General features: G+C 69.1%; 15 protein-coding genes and 1 pseudogene. 11 read left to right on the top strand and 5 right to left on the bottom strand.

Features of this window, described 5'->3' with window-relative positions:
• Window positions 1–119 precede the first annotated feature (119 nt).
• From PGN37_RS07675 to PGN37_RS07660, 4 genes and pseudogenes are all read left to right on the top strand, one after another.
• Window positions 120–1,610 (top strand): aldehyde dehydrogenase family protein, encoded by a 1,491-nt coding sequence (locus PGN37_RS07675; protein WP_335330569.1) that lies wholly within the window; start codon window positions 120–122, stop codon window positions 1,608–1,610.
• 30 nt (window positions 1,611–1,640) lie between these two features.
• Window positions 1,641–3,176 (top strand): APC family permease, encoded by a 1,536-nt coding sequence (locus PGN37_RS07670; RefSeq protein ID WP_335330426.1) that lies wholly within the window; start codon window positions 1,641–1,643, stop codon window positions 3,174–3,176.
• Window positions 3,169–4,694 (top strand): annotated as a pseudogene (locus PGN37_RS07665) (GMC family oxidoreductase). The gene PGN37_RS07670 and the pseudogene PGN37_RS07665 overlap by 8 nt, the downstream one beginning before the upstream one ends.
• Window positions 4,669–6,528, top strand: a complete 1,860-nt coding sequence (locus PGN37_RS07660) for a putative nucleotidyltransferase substrate binding domain-containing protein (protein ID WP_335330425.1) — start codon at window positions 4,669–4,671, stop codon at window positions 6,526–6,528. Before PGN37_RS07665 ends, PGN37_RS07660 begins: the two are co-directional and overlap by 26 nt.
• Window positions 6,529–6,532: 4 nt before the next feature.
• Here PGN37_RS07660 and PGN37_RS07655 read toward each other — a convergent pair whose 3' ends face one another.
• From PGN37_RS07655 to PGN37_RS07645, 3 genes are read right to left on the bottom strand one after another with little or no spacing between them, the layout of a single operon-like run.
• Window positions 6,533–7,615, bottom strand: coding sequence for a spore photoproduct lyase family protein (locus PGN37_RS07655; protein ID WP_335330424.1), 1,083 nt, complete (start codon window positions 7,613–7,615; stop codon window positions 6,533–6,535).
• Window positions 7,616–7,660: 45 nt separating this feature from the next.
• Window positions 7,661–9,247, bottom strand: coding sequence for an alpha/beta hydrolase (locus PGN37_RS07650; protein WP_335330423.1), 1,587 nt, complete (start codon window positions 9,245–9,247; stop codon window positions 7,661–7,663).
• Window positions 9,244–9,519 carry a DUF7162 family protein gene (locus PGN37_RS07645; RefSeq protein WP_335330422.1) on the bottom strand — a complete coding sequence of 92 codons (276 nt, stop codon included), beginning with the start codon at window positions 9,517–9,519 and terminating at the stop codon, window positions 9,244–9,246. The genes PGN37_RS07650 and PGN37_RS07645 overlap by 4 nt, the downstream gene beginning before the upstream one ends.
• A gap of 102 nt (window positions 9,520–9,621) precedes the next feature.
• On the opposite strand from PGN37_RS07645, the gene pafA reads away from it, so the two are divergent.
• Complete coding sequence (pafA, locus tag PGN37_RS07640; RefSeq protein WP_143820094.1) at window positions 9,622–10,980, top strand: Pup--protein ligase; 1,359 nt, start codon at window positions 9,622–9,624, stop codon at window positions 10,978–10,980.
• Here the strand turns inward: pafA and PGN37_RS07635 are convergent.
• Complete coding sequence (locus PGN37_RS07635; protein WP_335330421.1) at window positions 10,973–11,560, bottom strand: class I SAM-dependent DNA methyltransferase; 588 nt, start codon at window positions 11,558–11,560, stop codon at window positions 10,973–10,975. The genes pafA and PGN37_RS07635 overlap by 8 nt on opposite strands.
• A 71-nt stretch (window positions 11,561–11,631) precedes the next feature.
• Here PGN37_RS07635 and PGN37_RS07630 point away from each other — a divergent pair, with 71 nt between their 5' ends.
• The 6 genes from PGN37_RS07630 to PGN37_RS07605 all read left to right on the top strand — a co-directional run bounded on the left by PGN37_RS07630 (window position 11,632) and on the right by PGN37_RS07605 (window position 18,506).
• Window positions 11,632–12,633: a helix-turn-helix transcriptional regulator gene (locus PGN37_RS07630; RefSeq protein ID WP_335330420.1), complete on the top strand. Its 1,002-nt coding sequence runs from the start codon at window positions 11,632–11,634 to the stop codon at window positions 12,631–12,633.
• The gene (locus PGN37_RS07625; protein WP_335330419.1) at window positions 12,630–13,604 is read left to right on the top strand and encodes a helix-turn-helix transcriptional regulator; all 975 of its coding nucleotides are present in this window, start codon (window positions 12,630–12,632) and stop codon (window positions 13,602–13,604) included. Before PGN37_RS07630 ends, PGN37_RS07625 begins: the two co-directional genes overlap by 4 nt.
• A gap of 30 nt (window positions 13,605–13,634) precedes the next feature.
• Window positions 13,635–13,883, top strand: a complete 249-nt coding sequence (gene tatA, locus PGN37_RS07620) for a Sec-independent protein translocase subunit TatA (RefSeq protein WP_335330418.1) — start codon at window positions 13,635–13,637, stop codon at window positions 13,881–13,883.
• Between the two features lie 75 nt (window positions 13,884–13,958).
• Complete coding sequence (gene tatC, locus PGN37_RS07615; RefSeq protein WP_335330417.1) at window positions 13,959–14,906, top strand: twin-arginine translocase subunit TatC; 948 nt, start codon at window positions 13,959–13,961, stop codon at window positions 14,904–14,906.
• On the top strand, window positions 14,896–17,667 hold the full coding sequence (locus PGN37_RS07610; RefSeq protein WP_335330416.1) for a DEAD/DEAH box helicase: 2,772 nt from the start codon (window positions 14,896–14,898) through the stop codon (window positions 17,665–17,667). Before tatC ends, PGN37_RS07610 begins: the two co-directional genes overlap by 11 nt.
• 47 nt (window positions 17,668–17,714) lie before the next feature.
• Window positions 17,715–18,506, top strand: coding sequence for a DUF4333 domain-containing protein (locus PGN37_RS07605; RefSeq protein WP_335330415.1), 792 nt, complete (start codon window positions 17,715–17,717; stop codon window positions 18,504–18,506).
• Between the two features lie 4 nt (window positions 18,507–18,510).
• Here PGN37_RS07605 and PGN37_RS07600 read toward each other — a convergent pair whose 3' ends face one another.
• Window positions 18,511–19,464 carry a 5'-3' exonuclease gene (locus PGN37_RS07600; protein WP_335330414.1) on the bottom strand — a complete coding sequence of 318 codons (954 nt, stop codon included), beginning with the start codon at window positions 19,462–19,464 and terminating at the stop codon, window positions 18,511–18,513.
• Window positions 19,465–19,507 lie beyond the last annotated feature (43 nt).

Below are 19,507 nucleotides of genomic sequence, written 5' to 3'. Positions count from 1 at the left end.
TCACCTGCGTGGGTGACGGTCCCGCCCGTTCCTGACGAACCACCGCGCGCACGGTGCCCCGACTGGGTAGTGTCCCCGCTGGCGACGTCGAGACACCAGGCGAGGAGGCCGACGCGGGCATGGACGGTCAACCTGACCTCTGTATCGGTGGTGCCTGGCGGCACGCCTCCGACGGTGGCACACGAGAGATCGTCAACCCAGCCGACGGCAGCGTCGCCGCCGTGGTCGACGAAGCCACCTCCGATGACGCGCTCGCCGCGGTGGCGGCGGCCCGCGCCACCTTCGACGAAGGAACGTGGAGTGCCACCACGGCATCCGAGCGTTCCGAGTTGCTGCACCGCATCGCCGAACTGCTTCAGCGTGACAAGGAAGACCTCGCGCTGCTGGAAACACGCGACACCGGAAAGACATTGGCGGAGAGTCGTATCGACATCGACGACGTCACGTCGGTGTTCCGCTACTATGCGCGCCTGATCGGCGTCGAAGCCGACACGCTCGTCGACGTCGGAAACCCTGCGGTGATCAGCCGGGTGGTGGCCGAGCCCATCGGCGTGTGTGTGCTCATCGCGCCGTGGAACTATCCGCTGCTGCAGATGTCGTGGAAGGTGGCCCCGGCGCTGGCGGCGGGATGCACGATGGTCGCCAAACCCAGTGAAGTCACGCCGCTGAGCACCATCGCGTTCGTTCATCTGCTCGACGAAGCGGGCGTGCCACCCGGTGTGGTGAACCTGCTGCAGGGCAGCGGCGCGACGTTGGGCGCTGCGCTCACCGACAATCCGGACGTCGACTTCATCTCGTTCACCGGCGGCCTGTCGACCGGGTGCACGATCGCCGCGACGGCCGCCAAGCACGTCACCAAGGTGGCGCTGGAGCTCGGTGGAAAGAACCCCCACATCGTCTTCGCCGACGTCCGTGACAGCGGCGACTGGGATGCCGCCGTCGACCACGTCCTCACCGGGGTGTTCCTGCACTCCGGACAGGTGTGCTCGGCGGGCACCCGGGTCATCCTCGAAGACTCCATCGCCGACGACTTCGTGGCCTCGCTGGCCGAGCGGACAGCCACGATCCGTGTCGGCAACGGGCTCGACCCGGCGAGTGAGACCGGGCCGCTGGTCTCCGAACAGCATCGCGCCAAGGTCGAAAGCTATGTGGCGCTCGGTGTTTCCGAGGGGGCGACGCTGGTGTGCGGTGGTGAGCGGCCCGCCGACCCGGCGTTGGCGGACGGTTACTTCTACCTGCCCACGATCTTTGACCACTGCGACCGGTCGATGCGCATCGTCACCGAGGAGACGTTCGGACCGATCCTCACCGTCGAACGATTCACGACCGAGGACGAGGCGATCGCGCTGGGCAACGACACGCGCTACGGGCTCGCCGCCGGTGTCCGCACCTCGGACTCGGCGCGGGGCGAACGGGTGGTGCGTGCCCTGCGGCACGGCACCGTGTGGCTCAACGACTTCGGTTACTACACCGCCGCCGCGGAGTGGGGCGGCTTCGGTGCGTCGGGTAACGGGCGCGAACTCGGACCCTCCGGGTTGGCTGAATACCAAGAGCTCAAACACATCTGGCACAACACGGCCCCCGCTGCCGCGGGTTGGTTCACACACTGAGGGCAGTCCCGGAGTAGAAGGGCAACACGCATGGTGATCAAAGATCCTCACCACGACAGCGGCATGGAGGATTTCGGCTACAAAGAGTCCCTGGACCGCAGCATCGGCAAGTTCGCCAGCTTCGCGGCCGGGGTCAGCTACATCTCGATCCTCACCGGCACTTTCCAGCTGTTCTACTTCGGATACTCCAGCGCAGGACCCGCGTACCTGTGGTCATGGCCCATCGTGTTCGTCGGGCAGATGGCCGTCGCGCTGTGCTTCATGGAGCTCGCGGCGAAGTACCCGGTCGCCGGGTCGGTCTACAACTGGAGCAAGAAACTGGCCAGCCGGATCGTGGGGTGGACATCGGGCTGGCTGATGCTCACCGCGTCCATCGTGACGATCTCGGCGGTGGCGCTGGCTTATCAGCTCAACCTGCCGAGGCTGTGGAGCGGATTCCAGATCATCGGCGACGGCACCGGCGAATACGATTACGCCGCCAATGCGGTGCTGCTGGGCACGATCCTCATCGCGTTCACCACGCTGGTCAACGCCCTGGGCGTGCGGTTGATGGCGATGATCAACAGCGCCGGCGTGTTCATCGAGCTGATCGCAGCCGTGCTGATCGCTGTGCTGTTGGCCGTCAACATCGAGCGTGGGCCCGATATCTTCTTTTCCACCAACGGATACGGCGCCGGAGAGTCGATGGGTTATCTGGGTGCGTTCCTGGTCGCATCGCTGGCGTCGGGGTATGTGATGTACGGCTTCGACACGGCGTCCTCGCTCGGTGAGGAGACCGTGGAGCCGCGCCGCACCGCACCCAAGGCGATCCTGCGGGCCATCCTGGCCTCGTTCGTGATCGGCGGCGCCATCCTGGTGTTCGCGGTGATGGCCGCGCCGAACCTCGAGGACCCGAAGCTGGGGGAGAGCTCCGGCGGGCTGCAGTACATCGTCGAATCGGTGATGTGGGGACCGCTGGGCAAGATCTTCCTCGTCTGCATCGTGGTGGCGGTGACGGTGTGCACGCTGGCCGTGCACACGGCGGCGATCCGGCTCACGTTCGCGATGGCGCGCGACAACGCGCTGCCTTTCGGTGAGCGGTTGGCCACGGTGCACCCCAAGACCCAGACGCCGATCGTCCCCGCGGTCACGATCGGGGTGATCTCGGTGATCATCCTGGTGATCAACATCGAGCAACCCAAGATCTTCACGGTGCTGACCTCGATCGCGATCATCATGATCTACCTGGCTTACCTGATGGTGACCGGTCCGCTGCTCAAGAAGCGGCTGCAGGGGCAGTGGCCGCCCGCGGATCTCAAAGAGGGTGGCTATTTCACGATGGGCCGCTGGGGTCTGCCGGTCAACATCGTCGCGGTGGTCTGGGGTGTCGGCATGGCGCTGAACCTCGCCTGGCCGCGCGCCGCCGTGTACGGCGAGCCCTGGTACAACACCTGGGGTGCCTTCGTGTACATCGGCGTCATCCTCGGCGCCGGGTTGCTGTGGTATGCCGTCAAGGGCCGCAACCACATCGGCACGCTCGAGTCGCATGCCGCGGCCACCGTCGCGGAGGCCCGCACCGATGGCTGAGACGGGCGTGTTCGACTACGTCATCGCCGGTGGCGGCACGGCGGGCTGTGTGCTCGCCGCCCCGGTTGTCCGAGGACCCCGACGTCACGGTGTGCCTGATCGAAGCAGGCCCGTCGGATGTCGACGATGACAAGATCCTGGTGCTGGCGGACTGGATGCACCTGCTGGACTCCGGGTACGACTGGGACTACCCGGTCGAACCGCAGGAGCGAGGCAACTCGTTCATGCGGCACGCGCGCGGGAAGGTGCTCGGCGGGTGTTCGTCGCACAACTCCTGTATCGCCTTCCATCCGCCGGCAGAGGCGCTCGACGAGTGGGCGGCCATGGGCGCGACGGGCTGGAGTGCCGCCGAGGTGCGCCCGCTGGTCGAGCGGCTCACCAAGACCGTGACGCTGCGTGATGTTCCGCCCGACGATCCCTGCGGCACAGCTGTTCTCGAGGCTGCCGCGTTGGCCGGACTGCCCACGGTGTCGTTCAACCGCGGACAGACCGTGCGCAACGGCGCAGGCTGGTTCCAGATCAACGCCGGTGAAGACGGCATCCGCAATTCCACGTCGCACGCGTTCCTGCACCCCATCCTGGGCACGCGCAAGAACCTGGAGCTCCGGACCGACACGTGGGTGTCGGAGATCCTGTTCGACGACGCCCTGCGTGCCACCGGGGTTCGGTACCAGCGGCCGGATCTGACCGGTTACGACACCGTCGCGGCCCGCCGCGAGGTGATCGTCACCGCCGGCGCGATCGACACCCCGAAGTTGTTGATGCTCTCCGGAATCGGACCCACCGCGCATCTGCGGGAGATCGGCATCGACGTCCGGGTCGACTCGCCGGGCGTGGGCGCCAACCTCGACGACCACGTCGAGGGCCTGGTGTTCTGGGAGGGCCGCCCAGCCGATGGTGACCACCTCGACACAGTGGTGGGAGATCGGGCTGTTCACCACGATCGACGAGGGTGTCAGTCAGCCCGACATGATGATGCATTACGGCAGCGTGCCGTTCGACATGAACACGCTGCGCCGCGGGTATCCCACCACCGACAACGGATTCTGCTTGACGCCCAACGTGACTCAGGGCCACTCACGCGGCACGGTGCGGCTGCGCACTCGCGATTTCCGCGACCGTCCCCGTGTGGACCCCCGCTATTTCACCGATCCGGACGGCTACGACGACAGGATCATGCTCGCGGGTGTGAAGCTGGCCCGTCGGATCGCCGAACAGTCGCCGTTGGCACCCTGGATCGCGCGTGAGCTCGCGCCGGGACCCGAGGCCACCACCGATGACGAGCTCCTCGACTACATCCACCAGTGCCACAACACCGTGTACCACCCGGCCGCGACCGCGCGGATGGGTGCGCTGACGGACCCCATGGCGGTGCTGGATCCGCAGCTGCGGGTCAAGGGCGTGACGGGCCTGCGGGTGGTCGACGCCTCGGCGATGCCGAAACTGCCTGCGGTGAACCCGAACATCACGGTGATGACGATGGCGGAGAAGTGTGCCGATCTCATCCGAGCGGGCTGACCCGGCCGGGCTGGCCGAGTTCCTGGCCGCACACACGCCGTTCCAGGCCGCGACCGACGACGAGCTGACCGCGCTCGCCGAGGGCGCCGCGGTCGAGACGTTCCCGGCCGACGTCGTGGTGGCCGATTACGCATCGCGCGTGCCCGACGCGGTGTGGATGGTCCGTGACGGCCTGGTCACCCTCCGTGGCAGCGGGGACGGCGTGGTGATCGACGACGTCGGCCCGGGCGAGATCTTCGGCTACCTGCCCCTGCTCAGCGGCGCCGGAATGGACTTCCAGGCAAGAACATCCGCGCCGAGCACGCTGATCCGGCTGCCGGGTGCCCTGGTGCAGCAGCAGTTCGCCAAACCGTCCGGCCTGGCTTTCCTCGCCGCCTCGGGGTGGAATCGGGCCGCCGAGCGGGCGACCATCGCGCCGGCCACCGATGCCCGGCCGGTGTCCGAGCTGGTGCACGGCGACGTCCTGCTGGTCCAGCCGGACGAGACCGTGCGTGACGTGGTGGTCAAGATGACCGGTCACCACGTGTCGTATGCCCTGATCCGCCTCCCTCGCGAATCAGGAGACGCGAGTTTGGGCATCTTCACCGACCGTGATCTGCGCACTCGGGTGGTGGCCGCCGGGCGGTCGGTGGACGTGGCCATCGCGTCGGTGATGAGTGCACCGGCCCGTACGGTCACCGCTGATCTGACTGCCGACAGCGTGTTGATGGAGATGCTGGAGTGCGGGCTGCGGCACATGCCGGTGCTGACGCCGCGCGGAGAGGTGCTCGGCGTCCTCGAGGACGCCGATCTGCTGGCGGCCTCGGCGCGACAGAGTTTCTTGCTGCGCCGCTCGATCGCTGCAGCCGATGACGCCGCCCAGTTGCGCGAGGTGGGCCGGCAGGTCACCGGCACGGCTGTCGATCTGTTCCGCAATGGCACGAAGGCGGTCGCGACGAGCGCGATCCTGTCGGTCGTCGTCGACAGCCTGGTGCGCCGTGCTCTGGAAATCGTTGTGACGCAAGCGGGGAGCCCGCCACCGGACGGATTCGCCTGGCTCACGCTCGGCAGCGTCGCGCGCCGTGAAGCGATGCCGTCCTCTGACGTCGACAGTGCGGTGTCATGGCAAGACGGTCTCGGTGAGCGCGCCGACCGGTTCCGGCAGATCGCCGCCGACGTCCACGAGCTGCTCGCGCAAGCCGGCTTGCCGACCGATCGCAACGGGGCCACCGCCGACAAGCCGAAATTTTCACGCTCCCAGTCGGAGTGGCGCACCGCCGCGCAGGGTTGGCTGGCCGAGCCGCTCCAGGGCCGGGGGTTGATGTTCTCCTCGCTGCTGATCGACGGGCGCGTGGTGTGGGGCGATCCTGGACTGCACACCGTGCCGTCGGCGTATCACCGCATCCGCGAGCAGTACCCGGAGGCGTTGCGTCTGCAGCTGCTCGACGCCCTCTCGGGCCGGATGCGGACCCGCTCGCTGCGAGACGTGCTGTCCCGGCGCGGAGGCACGTTCGACCTCAAGAACCACGCGGTGACGCCGATCGTGAACCTCGCGCGGTGGGGCGGCCTGGTCGCCGGGGTCACGTCGGCCTCGACCCCGACCCGGCTCGCCGCCGCCGCGCAGGCCGGCGCGCTGACCGAGCGAGACGCCCGCACGCTGACCGAGGTGTTCACGATGCTGCAGCGCATGCGGATGGCGCATCAGGTCGAGCAGATCACCGCGGGACGCCCGCCCGGAGACATCGTCGCGTCGTCGGAGCTCTCCCCATTGGATCGCAGCCAGCTCGGTGACGGGTTGCGTGAGATCGCCGCCGTGCGACGGCGTGTCGGCACCGTCGGGATGTCCGGGTTGTGAGGGTTCAGGTCCAGTACAGCGCGCGGGCGGTGGGCAGAGTCGCGGCGATCTCACTGTCGAACCACGAATGCAGTTGCGCCATGGTCTCTTTCGGATAGACGTACTTGGCCGCGCCGAACTTGCCGAACTTGCGGGTGCGCACGGACTCGTCCATCTCCAGTTTCGTGCGCGGATACCACGACGTCAGCACCTCCTTGCTGGCGGCGGTGAAGCGGTGGGTGATGCATTCGACGGTCAGATCGAGCTCGGGAAAGCCTGCGGTCGCCTCAGCCACTGACTGCAGCAGCGCGCCGTAGGAGTTCCGCCAGTCGGGGATCGGCATGATCGGAGCGATGGTGAGGCCCACCGGATAGCCCGCCGCGGCGAGCTGGGCCAGCGCCGCCACGCGGCGCGGCAGGCGGGCCGTGCCACCCTCGAAGCGCCCCGCGACCTCTTCGGCGTTGACCGACACCCGCACCCTGGTGCGTCCCCGGTGGGGCAGAGCGAGAAGCGGCGCGACGTCGTCGTACTTCGTCGTGAAGCGCAGGCCCACCGGCGCGGCCCAGTCGTGGGTGCCGACGTGGCTGATCGCGGCCGACAGCGAACCGGTGACGTGCTCGAGCGCCAACGGGTCGGTGTAGCAGGACGCCTCGAAGGTGGTGCCTTCGCCGGCGCGAGCCGAGGCCGACGTGACGGTGCCGCGGCCCACGTGGTCGTCCATCCCGGCCAGGATCTCGGGCAGGTTGGCGTACACCCGCGTGATCGGCGGCCCGCTCAGCGATCCGGCGAGATAGCAGTACTGACAGTGCCCGGGGCAACCCTCGGCGAGGTCCATCCGCCAGTCCGCGCTGGGCGGGATCGGCTGCATCCGGCGTTTCGACGGCGGCGCCACGACCACGGCCAGCGTGCGTTTGGCCGCTGCGTACGTGGTTCGTTCGTCGGCACCGCGCAGCGACGGCAGCCGGTCGCCGGCGAGCACGTCGATCGCCGGCACGCCGGCGGCTTCGCACCGTCGGATGATCTCGGCGCCATGCGGTAGCTCTGCGGCCGAGCGGGTGACCAGGACGCGCTGCGGAGTCCACAGCACTGGGGAGGGGGTGATCGTCATCGCTTGGGTAGCAACAGGATTGATCTTGTCCTGATTCCGGGGGTGTCAGTCGATGCGTGCGTGCTGCCAGGTCTCGGCGTCTCCGGTGATCACCGCCAGGATCGTGCGCCAGGAGTCCGAGGGCCGGTTCAGCATGCCGCTGTGGGCGCCGAACCCGGCCACGAAGCCGCCGTCGTCGTACCGACCGGTGGCCAGCGGGATCACTCCGGCCATCTCGTCGGGGTCGGCGCCGTGCGGGCCGCCCGGAATGCCCTGGACCGCCTCGATGAAGTCTCCGGGCGCGGTCATCGAGAACCGTACGACGTCGGGGTTGCGGTTGTGCCACTCCGACGCGTCGTCGACGCCGACCCCGGCGCCCGCCGCGGCGAGGAACAGCGTGCGATCCGAGGTCATCCCCATCGTCTCGGCGGTGCCGACGATCGAGCCCCCGTAGGAGTGGCCGATGACCGTCACAGGCACGCCCGGGCCGACGGTGCGCTCGACGTCTTCGCTGAACGCGACCAGGCGCGGCGCCAGGTCCAGCGCCTTGTCGGGATCGGCCGCGTCGAGCAGGACCGCCAGTGGATTGTGGACCTGCGGGAACGGGCCACCCAGATACGTGATCATGGCGACCTCACCCTCAGAACCCGCCACGAAGCGACGGGCCGTCGCGACGTTGGCCGCCGAACCCTCCATCGTGGTGTTGACGCCGGGCACCAGGACAGCGACACCACGCGCGGAGGCCAGGTCGCCGTGCAGCTCGATCAGTGACGCGCGGGCCGGATCGAAACCGAGGATCTGGCGCCTGACGCGGCCACCGGCCTGATTCGGATCGTCCACCTCGGCGAGCAATTCCCGATAGAGCGACAGCCGACGCCGCGAGCCGTCGTCGTCGCCCGACTCGGCGAGGATCGCTTCCGCGATGTTGATCCGGTTCGCCGCGACCCGCAGCGCCCAGGGCACGCCGTCGGTGTTACCGACCTGCCGGGGGAACTCGGCCACCAAGCGATCGCGCTGCTGTGTCGTCATCGCCGCGATCTGGGCCGCGATCGCATCCTGCCCCATCCTGGGCCACGCACTCACGACGTCGGTCGGCACAGTCGCGGGCGGACCGGTCGTGTCGTCGGTGCCGAGCGCGCTGGTGATGTCGGCGGCCGCGTCCTCGTCGGCGGTGGCCAATCGCCCGAGAGCAGCGGTGATCTGATCCTGCACCTCTGCGGCGCGCACGGCGAGGATCTGCGCGAGCGTCGCGGCATCCCCGCCGGTCAGCAACACGAGCAGCGGGTCTGCCTCACCGGTCGGGGCCACCGAACCGTCGTCGGCGACGGTGAATCCGTCGCGGCGGGCAGTCGCCACGATGTCCAGCAGATCGGCTCTGGCCGAAGCGATCTGGTGGCCACCGTCGCTTGCGGCCACCGACGCCGCGACCAACGCCCGCGCCCGGGCGGAGGCTGCGGCAGCGAGTTCGCGGGCCCGCTTGCCCGCGGCGTCGGCGGCGTGGCCCGCCCAGTGGTCGCGGCTGGACTCGATCAGTGCGGCGACGTCGTCGGCGGCGTCGTCGACGCGGCGTGCGGTCGCATCCCAGTGCTGCGCAAGTTCGGTGAGTGCCTCCGGCCGCCACGTCCGAGCCTGCGTGACCGTGGGCAGCGTCACCCGCCCAGCCGGTCGCCGCTGTCACGGTCCGCCCGCTCGAACCCCTCGGCTGATCGTCGGGCCGCCAGCGACCATCCCCGCAGTCCCGCGACCATGTCGTCGAATTCGTCGACGAGCGCCGCGGCGTCCGTCACCTCGGCGACCGCCGAGCCGGGCAGCGCGCCCACATCCAGTGCGGGGCACCGCAGCGCCTCGATGTCGTCGGCGATCGCGGCGATGCGGTCGGCGAGCTGCACCAGGCGTTGAACGTCCACTCGGGTGATTTCCCCCATGGCTCATGCTGGCACCCGCACACGTGCGTCCCAGGAGTTATCCACAGGCGTCTTGGGCGTGGGCGCCCACGCGTGCGCCGACCAGCTTGTAGTCTCGATGAGGTGCAGCGACGGATCATGGGCATCGAGACCGAATTCGGCGTGACCTGCACCTTTCACGGGCATCGCCGGCTCAGCCCGGACGAAGTCGCCCGCTACCTGTTCCGGCGGGTGGTGTCGTGGGGCCGCAGCAGCAACGTCTTCCTCCGCAACGGCGCACGCCTGTATCTGGACGTGGGCAGTCACCCCGAATACGCGACGGCCGAGTGTGACAACCTAACGCAGCTGGTCACCCACGACCGGGCCGGGGAGCGCGTCCTCGAGGACCTGCTGATCGACGCCGAACAGCGCCTGGCCGACGAGGGCATCGGCGGCGACATCTACCTGTTCAAGAACAACACCGACTCGGCAGGCAACTCCTACGGGTGCCACGAGAACTACCTGATCGTGCGGGCCGGGGAGTTCTCCCGGATCTCGGATGTGCTGCTGCCGTTCCTCGTGACGCGTCAGCTGATCTGCGGGGCCGGCAAGGTGCTGCAGACCCCCAAGGCGGCGACGTTCTGTCTGTCGCAGCGTGCCGAGCACATCTGGGAGGGCGTCTCGAGCGCCACCACCCGCTCGCGCCCCATCATCAACACCCGCGACGAGCCGCACGCCGACGCCGAGAAGTACCGGCGTCTGCACGTCATCGTCGGTGACTCCAACATGTGCGAAGCCACCACGATGCTCAAGGTGGGCTCGGCGTCGCTGGTGCTGGAGATGATCGAGGCCGGCGTCGCGTTCCGGGACTTCTCACTGGACAACCCCATTCGGGCGATCCGCGAGGTCAGCCACGACCTGACCGGCCGCCGTCCCGTCCGGCTGGCCGGCGGCAGGCAGGCCAGCGCGCTCGACATCCAGCGCGAGTACTACGCGCGCGCCGTGGAATACCTGCAGACCCGCGAACCCAACACCCAGATCGAGCAGGTCGTCGATCTGTGGGGTCGCCAGCTCGACGCCGTGGAGAGCCAGGACTTCGCGAAAGTCGACACCGAGATCGACTGGGTGATCAAACGCAAGCTGTTTCAGCGCTACCAGGATCGCTACGACATGGATCTCTCCGATGCCAAGATCAGCCAGCTCGATCTCGCCTACCACGACATCAAGCGCGGCCGCGGCGTGTTCGACCTGCTGCAGCGCAAGGGCCTGGCCACCCGGATCACCACCGACGAGGAGATCGAGGCTGCGGTCAACACCCCACCGCAGACCACCCGGGCCAAACTGCGTGGCGAATTCATCAGTGCCGCACAGGAAGCCGGCCGCGACTTCACCGTCGACTGGGTGCACCTCAAGCTCAACGATCAGGCGCAGCGCACGGTGCTGTGCAAGGACCCGTTCCGGTCGGTGGACGAAAGGGTCAAGAGGCTCATCGCGTCTATGTGAGCTGGTGCACCGAGACCGCGTAGTCACCGCCGTTGAATGGTGCCCGCTCCCATGTCGCCCACCGGTGCGCCAGCGTCAGACCTGCTGAGGTCGCGATGTCGTCGTAGCGCTGCAGCGTCAATCGGCCCGCGAGGAGCTGGAAACCCGCCACGAGCAGTCCGCCGGGGCTGAGCCGGTCCGCCAGCTGCGCGACGACCGCGGGCTCGGTTCCCTGGTCGAGGAAGATCATCACGTTGCCCGCCGCCACGACCAGGTCGAAGTCCTCGGGCACCGCCGTCGCGGTGTCGACGAGGTCGGCCTGCACCCACCGCAGATCGGCGGCCTTGTCCCGGGCGACCGTCAGCATCGCGGGATCGGCATCGACGCCGACCACCGAGAACCCGCGGGCGGCGAGCTCGATGGCGACGCGCCCGGTGCCGCAGCCGGCGTCGAGGACCCGGGTGCCGCCCGAGTCGCGCAGCAGTGCCTCCACCAGGTCGGCTTCACCGTGGACGCTGCGGCCGGCCGCTTTCAGCCGCTCCCAGCGGGCGTCGTAGTCGGTGCCGCGGGGCCGGTCGGAGGACTGCCAGCGGCTGCTCACCGCCTCATGCTGCCATGGCGCGCCGCGACAGCCGTCCGAGCCCACCGCCGATTCGTCCTAAGCTCTACGCCGTGGGGATTTCGAAAGTCGAACGGTTGATGAACCTCGTCATCGCGCTGCTCTCGACGCGCACGTTCATCACCGCCGACCGGATCCGCGACACCGTGTACGGCTACTCCGACGGATCCAGCGACGAAGCGTTCTCCCGGATGTTCGAGCGCGACAAGAACGAACTGCGCGACCTCGGCATCCCGCTGGAGACCGGCCGCGTGTCGTCGACCGACCCCACCGAGGGCTACCGGATCAACCGCGAGGCCTACGCGCTGCCCGCCGTCGAGCTCACCGCCGACGAGGCCGCCGCCGTCGCGGTGGCCACCCAGCTGTGGGAGTCACCCGAACTGATCACCGCAACCCAGAGCGCCCTGCTGAAACTGCGCGCCGCCGGAGTCGACGTCGATGCGCCCGACGGTGACGTGACGATCACGTCGACCGCGGCGCTGCCTGGGTTGCGCGGCTCGGAGGACGTGTTGGGAATCCTGTTGTCCGCCATCGATTCCGGGCGTGCGGTGCAGTTCCCACACCGGCCTTCACGCAGCGAGCCGTACACGACCCGCACCGTCGAGCCGTGGGGTGTCGTCACCGACCGGGGCCGCTGGTATCTGGTCGGCCACGACCGCGACCGCGACGCCGTGCGGACGTTCCGGCTCTCCCGCATCGGCGCCGACGTGACGCCAATCGGCGAGCCCGGTGCGGTGGTGCGCCCCCCGGACGTCAATCTGCGGGAGATCGTCGCGCGGGTGGTCGGCGACTGGCCCGGCGCTGGGCAGGCCCGCGTCTGGGTCGCCGACGGGCGAGCGACCGCGCTGCGCCGCCAGGCCACCGTGGTCGGCGCGAAGACGCTGGGCGGGCGGCTGGGGCAGGAGATCACCGTGGACGTCGGCATGTTCGACCGGCTCGCCCGCGAGGTCGCCAGCTACGGCGCCGACGCCGTGGTGCTCGAACCGGCGTCCCTGCGCGAGGACGTCATCGCGCGCCTGCAGGCTCAGGCCGGCGTCGAGAAGGTGCAGGCATGACCGCGCTGAGCACCCGGTTGGTCCGGCTGCTGAACATGGTGCCCTACTTCCAGGCCAACCCGAAGATCACCTACGACGAGGCCGCCGCCGACCTCGGGGTGAGTGTCAAACAGCTGCGCGACGACCTCAATCAGCTGTGGATGTGCGGCCTGCCCGGCTACGGGCCCGGCGATCTGATCGACTTCGAGTTCTCCGGAGACACCATCGAGGTGACCTTCACCGCGGGCATCGACCATCCGCTGCGGCTCACCTCGCCCGAGGCCACCGGAATCCTGGTGGCCCTGCGTGCGCTGGTCGACGTGCCGGGCATGGTCGATCCGGAAGCCGCGCGCAGCGCGATCGCCAAGATCGAATCCGCGGCGGGCAGCGCCTCGGCCGACGGCGCCGCGGTCGACGAGCCGGCGCCGGCGGAGAGCGAGGCCGCCGCGGCGGTGCGCACCGCGGTGCGCGGCGACCGGGCCCTGGCGATCGAGTACTACTCGGCCTCCCACGACATGCTCTCGGCCAGGGTCGTGGATCCGATCCGCGTGGTGCTGGTCGCCGACCACAGCTACCTCGAGGCATGGTGCCGCACCGCGGAGGCCGTCAGGCTGTTCCGCTTCGACCGGATCGTCGACGCCCGGGTACTCGACGAACCGTCGATGCCGCCGCCCCCGGCGGTCGAAGCCGGCCCCGACACGTCGCTGTTCGACCCGGACACCGCGGACCCGTCGCTGCCGACCGCGACGCTGCGCGTGGACCGGTCGGCGTCGTGGATGTTCGACTATTACCCGCTGCGGGTGTTGAACGAATATGCCGACGGATCGTGCAACGCCGCGATGACCTACGCCTCCGACGACTGGATGGCCCGGTTCGTGCTCGGTTTCGGGTCGGCGGTCCGTGTTCTCGAGCCGCAACCGCTCGCCGAGCGGGTGCGACAGGCGGCCGTCGCCGCGCTCGACGCCTATCGGGTGGGCCCCGACGGCGGGTAGACTCGGCCGCAACGTCTGGAGGTAACCAAATTGGGTGGTCTACAACCCTGGCACTGGATCATCGTCATCGCCGTGTTCGTGCTGCTCTTCGGTGCCAAGAAGCTGCCGGACGCAGCCCGCTCGCTGGGTAAGTCGATGCGTATCTTCAAGTCCGAGATCAAGGAGATGCAGGCCGACGGCAAGTCGGACCAGCCCACCCAGATCTCCTCGGAGCGTGTGTCGGACGCCGAGCGGCCTGTCGGGCACACCGAGCCGTCGTCGGACAAGCGCCCCGCCTGAATCGCCACCTCGACACGACGCGGGAGATAACCGCGTCGTGATCGGAGTGCCTGTCGACAGGTAGCCCACGTCGTCGTGCAGATCCCCGGACTCTTCAAGAAGCTCGATCCCCGCCGGCGTCGGTCGCGGGTCAACCCCGACGGCACGATGTCGTTGGTCGATCACCTCACCGAGCTGCGTAGCCGTCTGCTCATTTCGGTTCTCGCGGTGCTGCTCACCACCATCCTGGGCTTCATCTGGTACAGCCACGGCGCGTTCGGGCTGCCCAGCCTCGGTGACTGGCTACGCGGCCCCTACTGTTCACTTCCGGCGTCGGCCCGCGCCACGATCGCCCCCGACGGCGAGTGCCGGCTGCTGGCCACGGCGCCGTTCGACCAGTTCATGCTGCGGCTGAAGGTGGGCTTGACCGCGGGTCTGGTGATGGCCTGCCCGGTCTGGCTGTACCAGGTGTGGGCGTTCATCACCCCGGGCCTCTACAGCCGGGAGCGCCGGTTCGCGGTCGCCTTCGTCACGATGGGGGCGGCGCTGTTCATCACCGGCGCCGTACTGGCCTACGTGGTGCTGTCGAAGGCGCTGGGATTCCTGCTGACAGTCGGTAGCGACGTCCAGGTGACGGCCCTGTCCGGCGACCAGTACTTCGGCTTCCTGATCAACCTGCTGCTGGTGTTCGGCATCAGCTTCGAGTTCCCGCTGCTGATCGTCATGCTGAACCTGGTCGGGGTGCTGACCTACGTGCGACTGCAGGCGTGGCGGCGTGGGCTGATCATGGGCCTGTTCGTCTTCGCAGCGTTCGCCACACCCGGCTCCGACCCGTTCTCGATGTTGGCGTTGGCGCTGGCGCTCACCGTGCTGTTGGAGGTGGCGATCCAGATCGCGCGCATCAACGACCGCCGCAAGGCGCGTCGCGCCCTCGACACCGTCAGCGACGACGAGGCCGCCCCGATCGGCGCAGCCGAACCCGTCGACGCGCCGTCACCGGTGCCGGCACCGTCGCGGCTGTCGATCGACGACGATGCAACCTGAGGCGCCGTCTGAGGCGCCCTCGGACTCCGTCGCCGCGTTCACCGAACTCCTCCCGTTTGCGCTGGACGGTTTTCAGCGCCGCGCATGCGACGCCCTCGCCCAAGGCCACGGGGTGCTGGTGTGCGCGCCCACCGGTGCGGGCAAGACGGTCGTCGGCGAGTTCGCCGTGCACCTCGCGCTCGCGGCAGGCCGAAAGTGCTTCTACACCACGCCGATCAAGGCCTTGAGCAACCAGAAACACAACGATCTGGTGCGCCGCTACGGCCCGGAGCGCATCGGCCTGCTGACCGGCGACCAGAACATCAACGGCGACGCCGACGTGGTCGTGATGACCACCGAAGTTCTGCGCAACATGCTCTACGCCGATTCGCCTGCCCTGCAGGGACTTTCGCACGTCGTGATGGACGAGGTGCACTTCCTGGCCGACCGGATGCGTGGTGCGGTGTGGGAGGAGGTGATCCTGCACCTGCCCGACGACGTGCGGCTGGTCAGCCTGTCGGCGACGGTGAGCAACGCCGAGGAGTTCGGCGGCTGGATCCAGACCGTGCGTGGCGACACGACGGTCGTGGTCGACGAGCACCGGCCGGTGCCGCTGTGGCAGCACGTCATGGTCGGCAAGCGCCTGATGGATCTGTTCGACTACCGGGCCTCGGGCAGCAAGGTCGCTCACGGCGACCTGCTGGTCGCCCCGGAGTTGTTGCGCCACATCGCTCATCGCCGCGAAGCCGACCGGCTCGCCGACTGGCAGCCCAGGGGCCGCGGCGGCCGGGGAGGGCAGAGTGGCCGTCCCACGATCTACCGGACGCCCGGCCGCGCCGACGTCATCACCGTGCTCGAGCAGCGTGACCTGCTACCCGCGATCACGTTCATCTTCTCCCGGGCCGGCTGCGATGCCGCCGTCAAGCAGTGCCTGCGCTCGTCACTGCGGCTCACCAGCGGCTCCGAACGGGCGCGAATCGCCGAGATCGTCGACCGCCGCACCGCGGACCTCGACGACTCGGACCTGATCGTGCTCGACTTCCACGAGTGGCGTGAAGGCCTGCTCCGTGGCCTGGCGGCCCACCACGCGGGCATGCTGCCGGTGTTCCGGCACACGGTCGAGGAGCTGTTCACCGCAGGCCTGGTCAAGGCGGTCTTCGCCACGGAGACTTTGGCGCTGGGCATCAACATGCCGGCCCGCACCGTGGTGCTGGAGCGGCTGGTCAAGTTCAACGGGGAGCAGCACATGCCGCTCACCCCGGGCGAGTACACCCAGCTGACAGGCCGGGCGGGCCGGCGCGGCATCGACGTCGAGGGCCACGCGGTGGTGCTGTGGAACCCCGACGTCGACCCGGCAGAGGTGGCCGGGCTGGCGTCGACGCGAACCTTCCCGCTGCGCAGCTCGTTCGCCCCGACCTACAACATGACCATCAACCTGGTGCACCAGATGGGCCCCGAGCAGGCGCATCAGCTGCTCGAGCGGTCGTTCGCGCAGTATCAGGCAGACCGGTCGGTGGTGGGGCTGGTGCGCGGCGTCGAACGGGCGGAGAAGATGCTCGACCAGCTCGCCGCCGAGTTCGGCGGTCGGGAGGCACCGATTCTCGACTACGCCCGGCTACGCGCCCAGATCGGCGAACGGGAACGCGCGCAGTCGCGGGCATCCCGACTGCAGCGCAGGCAGGCCGCCAACGATGCGCTGACCGCGTTGCGTCGCGGCGACATCATCACGATCACCCATGGCCGGCGCGGCGGGTTGGCTGTCGTGCTCGAACCCGCCCGCGACGACGACGATCCCCGCCCGCTGGTCCTGACCGAGACCCGGTGGGCGGGCCGGATCTCCTCGGCCGACTACTCGGGAGCGATCGGGCCGATGGGCCGCATGACGCTGCCCAAACGCGTCGAGCACCGAAACCCCCGCGCTCGCCGCGATCTGGCCTCGGCGCTGACATCTGCTGCGGAAGGGCTGAACGTCCCGTCGGAGCGCCGACGCCGCAGCGGTCCATCCGCCGAGCCTGATGTCGATCCCGAGTTGGTCGCGTTGCGGGATCGGATGCGAGCCCATCGGGCGCATCAGCTGCCCGACCGGGAGGAGAAGGCGCGCCAGGCCGAGCGCTACCTGAAGATGGAGCGCGACAACGAGGCGCTGCGCCGCAAGATCGCGACCGCGACGAACTCGCTGGCACACACCTTCGACCGGATCGTCGTGCTGCTCACCGAGCGCGGCTACGTCACAGGGGACGGGGAGACCCGTTCCGTCACCGCGGACGGTCGCCTGCTGGCCCGCATCTACAGCGAGTCCGATCTTCTGGTCGCCGAGTGTCTGCGCACCGGGGTGTGGGACGACCTCGACGCCGCGGAGCTCGCGGCAGCCCTGTCGTCGGTGCTCTACGAATCGCGGCGCGACGGCCACGGGCCGACCGACGGTTCCGACGTGCCGACGGGCCGGCTGCGGCGCGCGCTGAACCGGACGCGCCGGCTGTGGACCGAGCTGCGGTCCGACGAGGCGCGGCACCGACTCCCGCCGAGCCGTGAACCCGACGACGGTTTCGTCGCCGCCGTGTACCGGTGGGCCAGTACGGGGGATCTCGCTTCGGCGCTGGCCGCCAGTGACCCCGGCACGGGTGTCACGATGCCGGCGGGTGATTTCGTCCGATGGTGCCGGCAGGTGCTCGATCTCGCCGATCAGGTCCGCACCACCGCGCCGTCGCAGGCGCTGCGGGCCACCGCGAAACGCGCCATCAACGACGTTCGGCGCGGCGTCGTCGCCGTTGATGCCGGGTAGTGTGTGGCCAGCTACACCGCCACAGCCGCGCACGACCGAGGAGAGAAATGAGCGGACCGCAGGGATCTGATCCGAACCAGCAGTGGCCGGGTCATCAGCCTGAGTCTGGCGCGGAGCATCAGCCGTCCAGCGAGACGGCCGCCAACCAGGGTTGGCAGCCGACGTCCGGGTCGCAACAGCCGCAGGCGCCGGACCAGCAGTCCTGGCAGCCGCCGGCGTACACGCCGCAGCAGTACCCGCAGTACCAGCAGCCGACGGCGCCGCCCACCTATCCGCCGCAGCAGTACCCGCCGACGGAGCAGTACGGGACCAGTCCCACCGGGTACCCGCCGCCGGGACAGTACGGCCAGCCCGGCGCCTATGGTCAGCAGCCCCAGTACGGGCAGCCCGGCGCCTACGGCCAGCAGCCGGGGCAGCCCGGTCAGTACGGCCAACCAGGCCAACCCGGTCAGTACGGGCAGTACCCGAACTATCAGGCCCCGGGCGGCGAAGAGGGCTCCAAGAAGTCGATGGCCGTCATCGGGACCATCGTCGGCCTGCTTGCCGCAGTCATCGTCGCGGTCGTCCTGGTCCTCGGGTTCTGGAAGCCCGGCTTCTTCGTCACGACCAAGCTCGACGTCAACGCCGCGCAGACCGGCGTACAGCAGATCCTCACCGATCAGACCAACGGATACGGCGCCAAGAACGTCAACAACGTCAAGTGCAACAACGGGGTCAGTCCGACGGTGAAGAAGGGTGACACCTTCAACTGCGAGGTCAGCATCGACGGCACCAAGCGCCAGGTGACGGTGACCTTCCAGGACGACAAGGGCACCTACGAGGTCGGCCGGCCCAAGTAGTTCGTCAGGGCAGCCCGTCGAGAGCCTTCTGCAGGCGCCCGACCGAGGACGACACGCCGTAGCGTTCGGCGAGTTCGGCGACTGTGCGTGGGTGTTCGGCGGCCAGCGGCAGCGTGTCGTCAGCGGTCGAGAACTGCACCGGCGCATCGGTCGCCACGCGTACCACGGGCTCGGCTGAGGCCAGGTAATCGGCCGCCGTGCGGAGCTTGGCCCGTTGGGCTTTGGGCAGCGCGGATTTCGGGTCCTCGATCGCGGCGCGCAGGTGCGCCAGCGAGCCGTACTTCGTGATCAGCGTCGAGGCGGTCTTCTCGCCGATGCCCGCGACACCGGGCAGGCCGTCGGACGGGTCGCCGCGCAGCAGGGCGAGTTCGGCGTAGGCCGGTCCCGCGCGATCGATCGGCACGCCGTAGGTCTCGGCCACTTCGCCGGGTCCGAACTTCGTGGCCTTGGCCAGGCCGCGGCCCAGGTAGAGGACACGCACCGGGGTCGGCTCGTCGCGGACGACCTGCAACAGGTCGCGATCGCCGCTGACGACGACGACGGGGTCGCGGGTCTCCTGACTCGCCAGCGTGCCGAGCACGTCGTCGGCCTCGTGTTCGGGCGCGCCCGCGGTCGCGATGCCGAACGCGTCCAGAATCTCCATGATCATGTCGACCTGCGGGGTCAGCTCGTCGGGCACTTCCTCGACGTCGGGCTCGTCGCCGGGGTTCTCCTCGACCACCCGGTGGGCCTTGTACGACGGCACCCGGTCGACCCGCCATTGCGGGCGCCAGTCGTCGTCGCGGCACACGACCAGACGGCGGGGCTGTTCGCGGGTGATGACGGTGGCGACGGCGTCGAGGAAGCCGCGCAGCGCGTTGACCGGGCGGCCGTCGGGTGCGGTGATCGACGACGGCACACCGAAATACGAGCGGAACCACATGCTCGCGCCGTCGAGGAGCACCAGGGGAGCAGTCACCCCGCCATCCTGCCAGTCCCGTTTCCCCGGCGAACAGACGCGA

Origin of the sequence: Mycobacterium kyogaense (genome assembly GCF_036946525.1) — a bacterium.
GTDB classification, from domain to species: domain Bacteria; phylum Actinomycetota; class Actinomycetes; order Mycobacteriales; family Mycobacteriaceae; genus Mycobacterium; species Mycobacterium kyogaense_A.
This window is presented reverse-complemented; position numbering and strand designations above follow the sequence as displayed.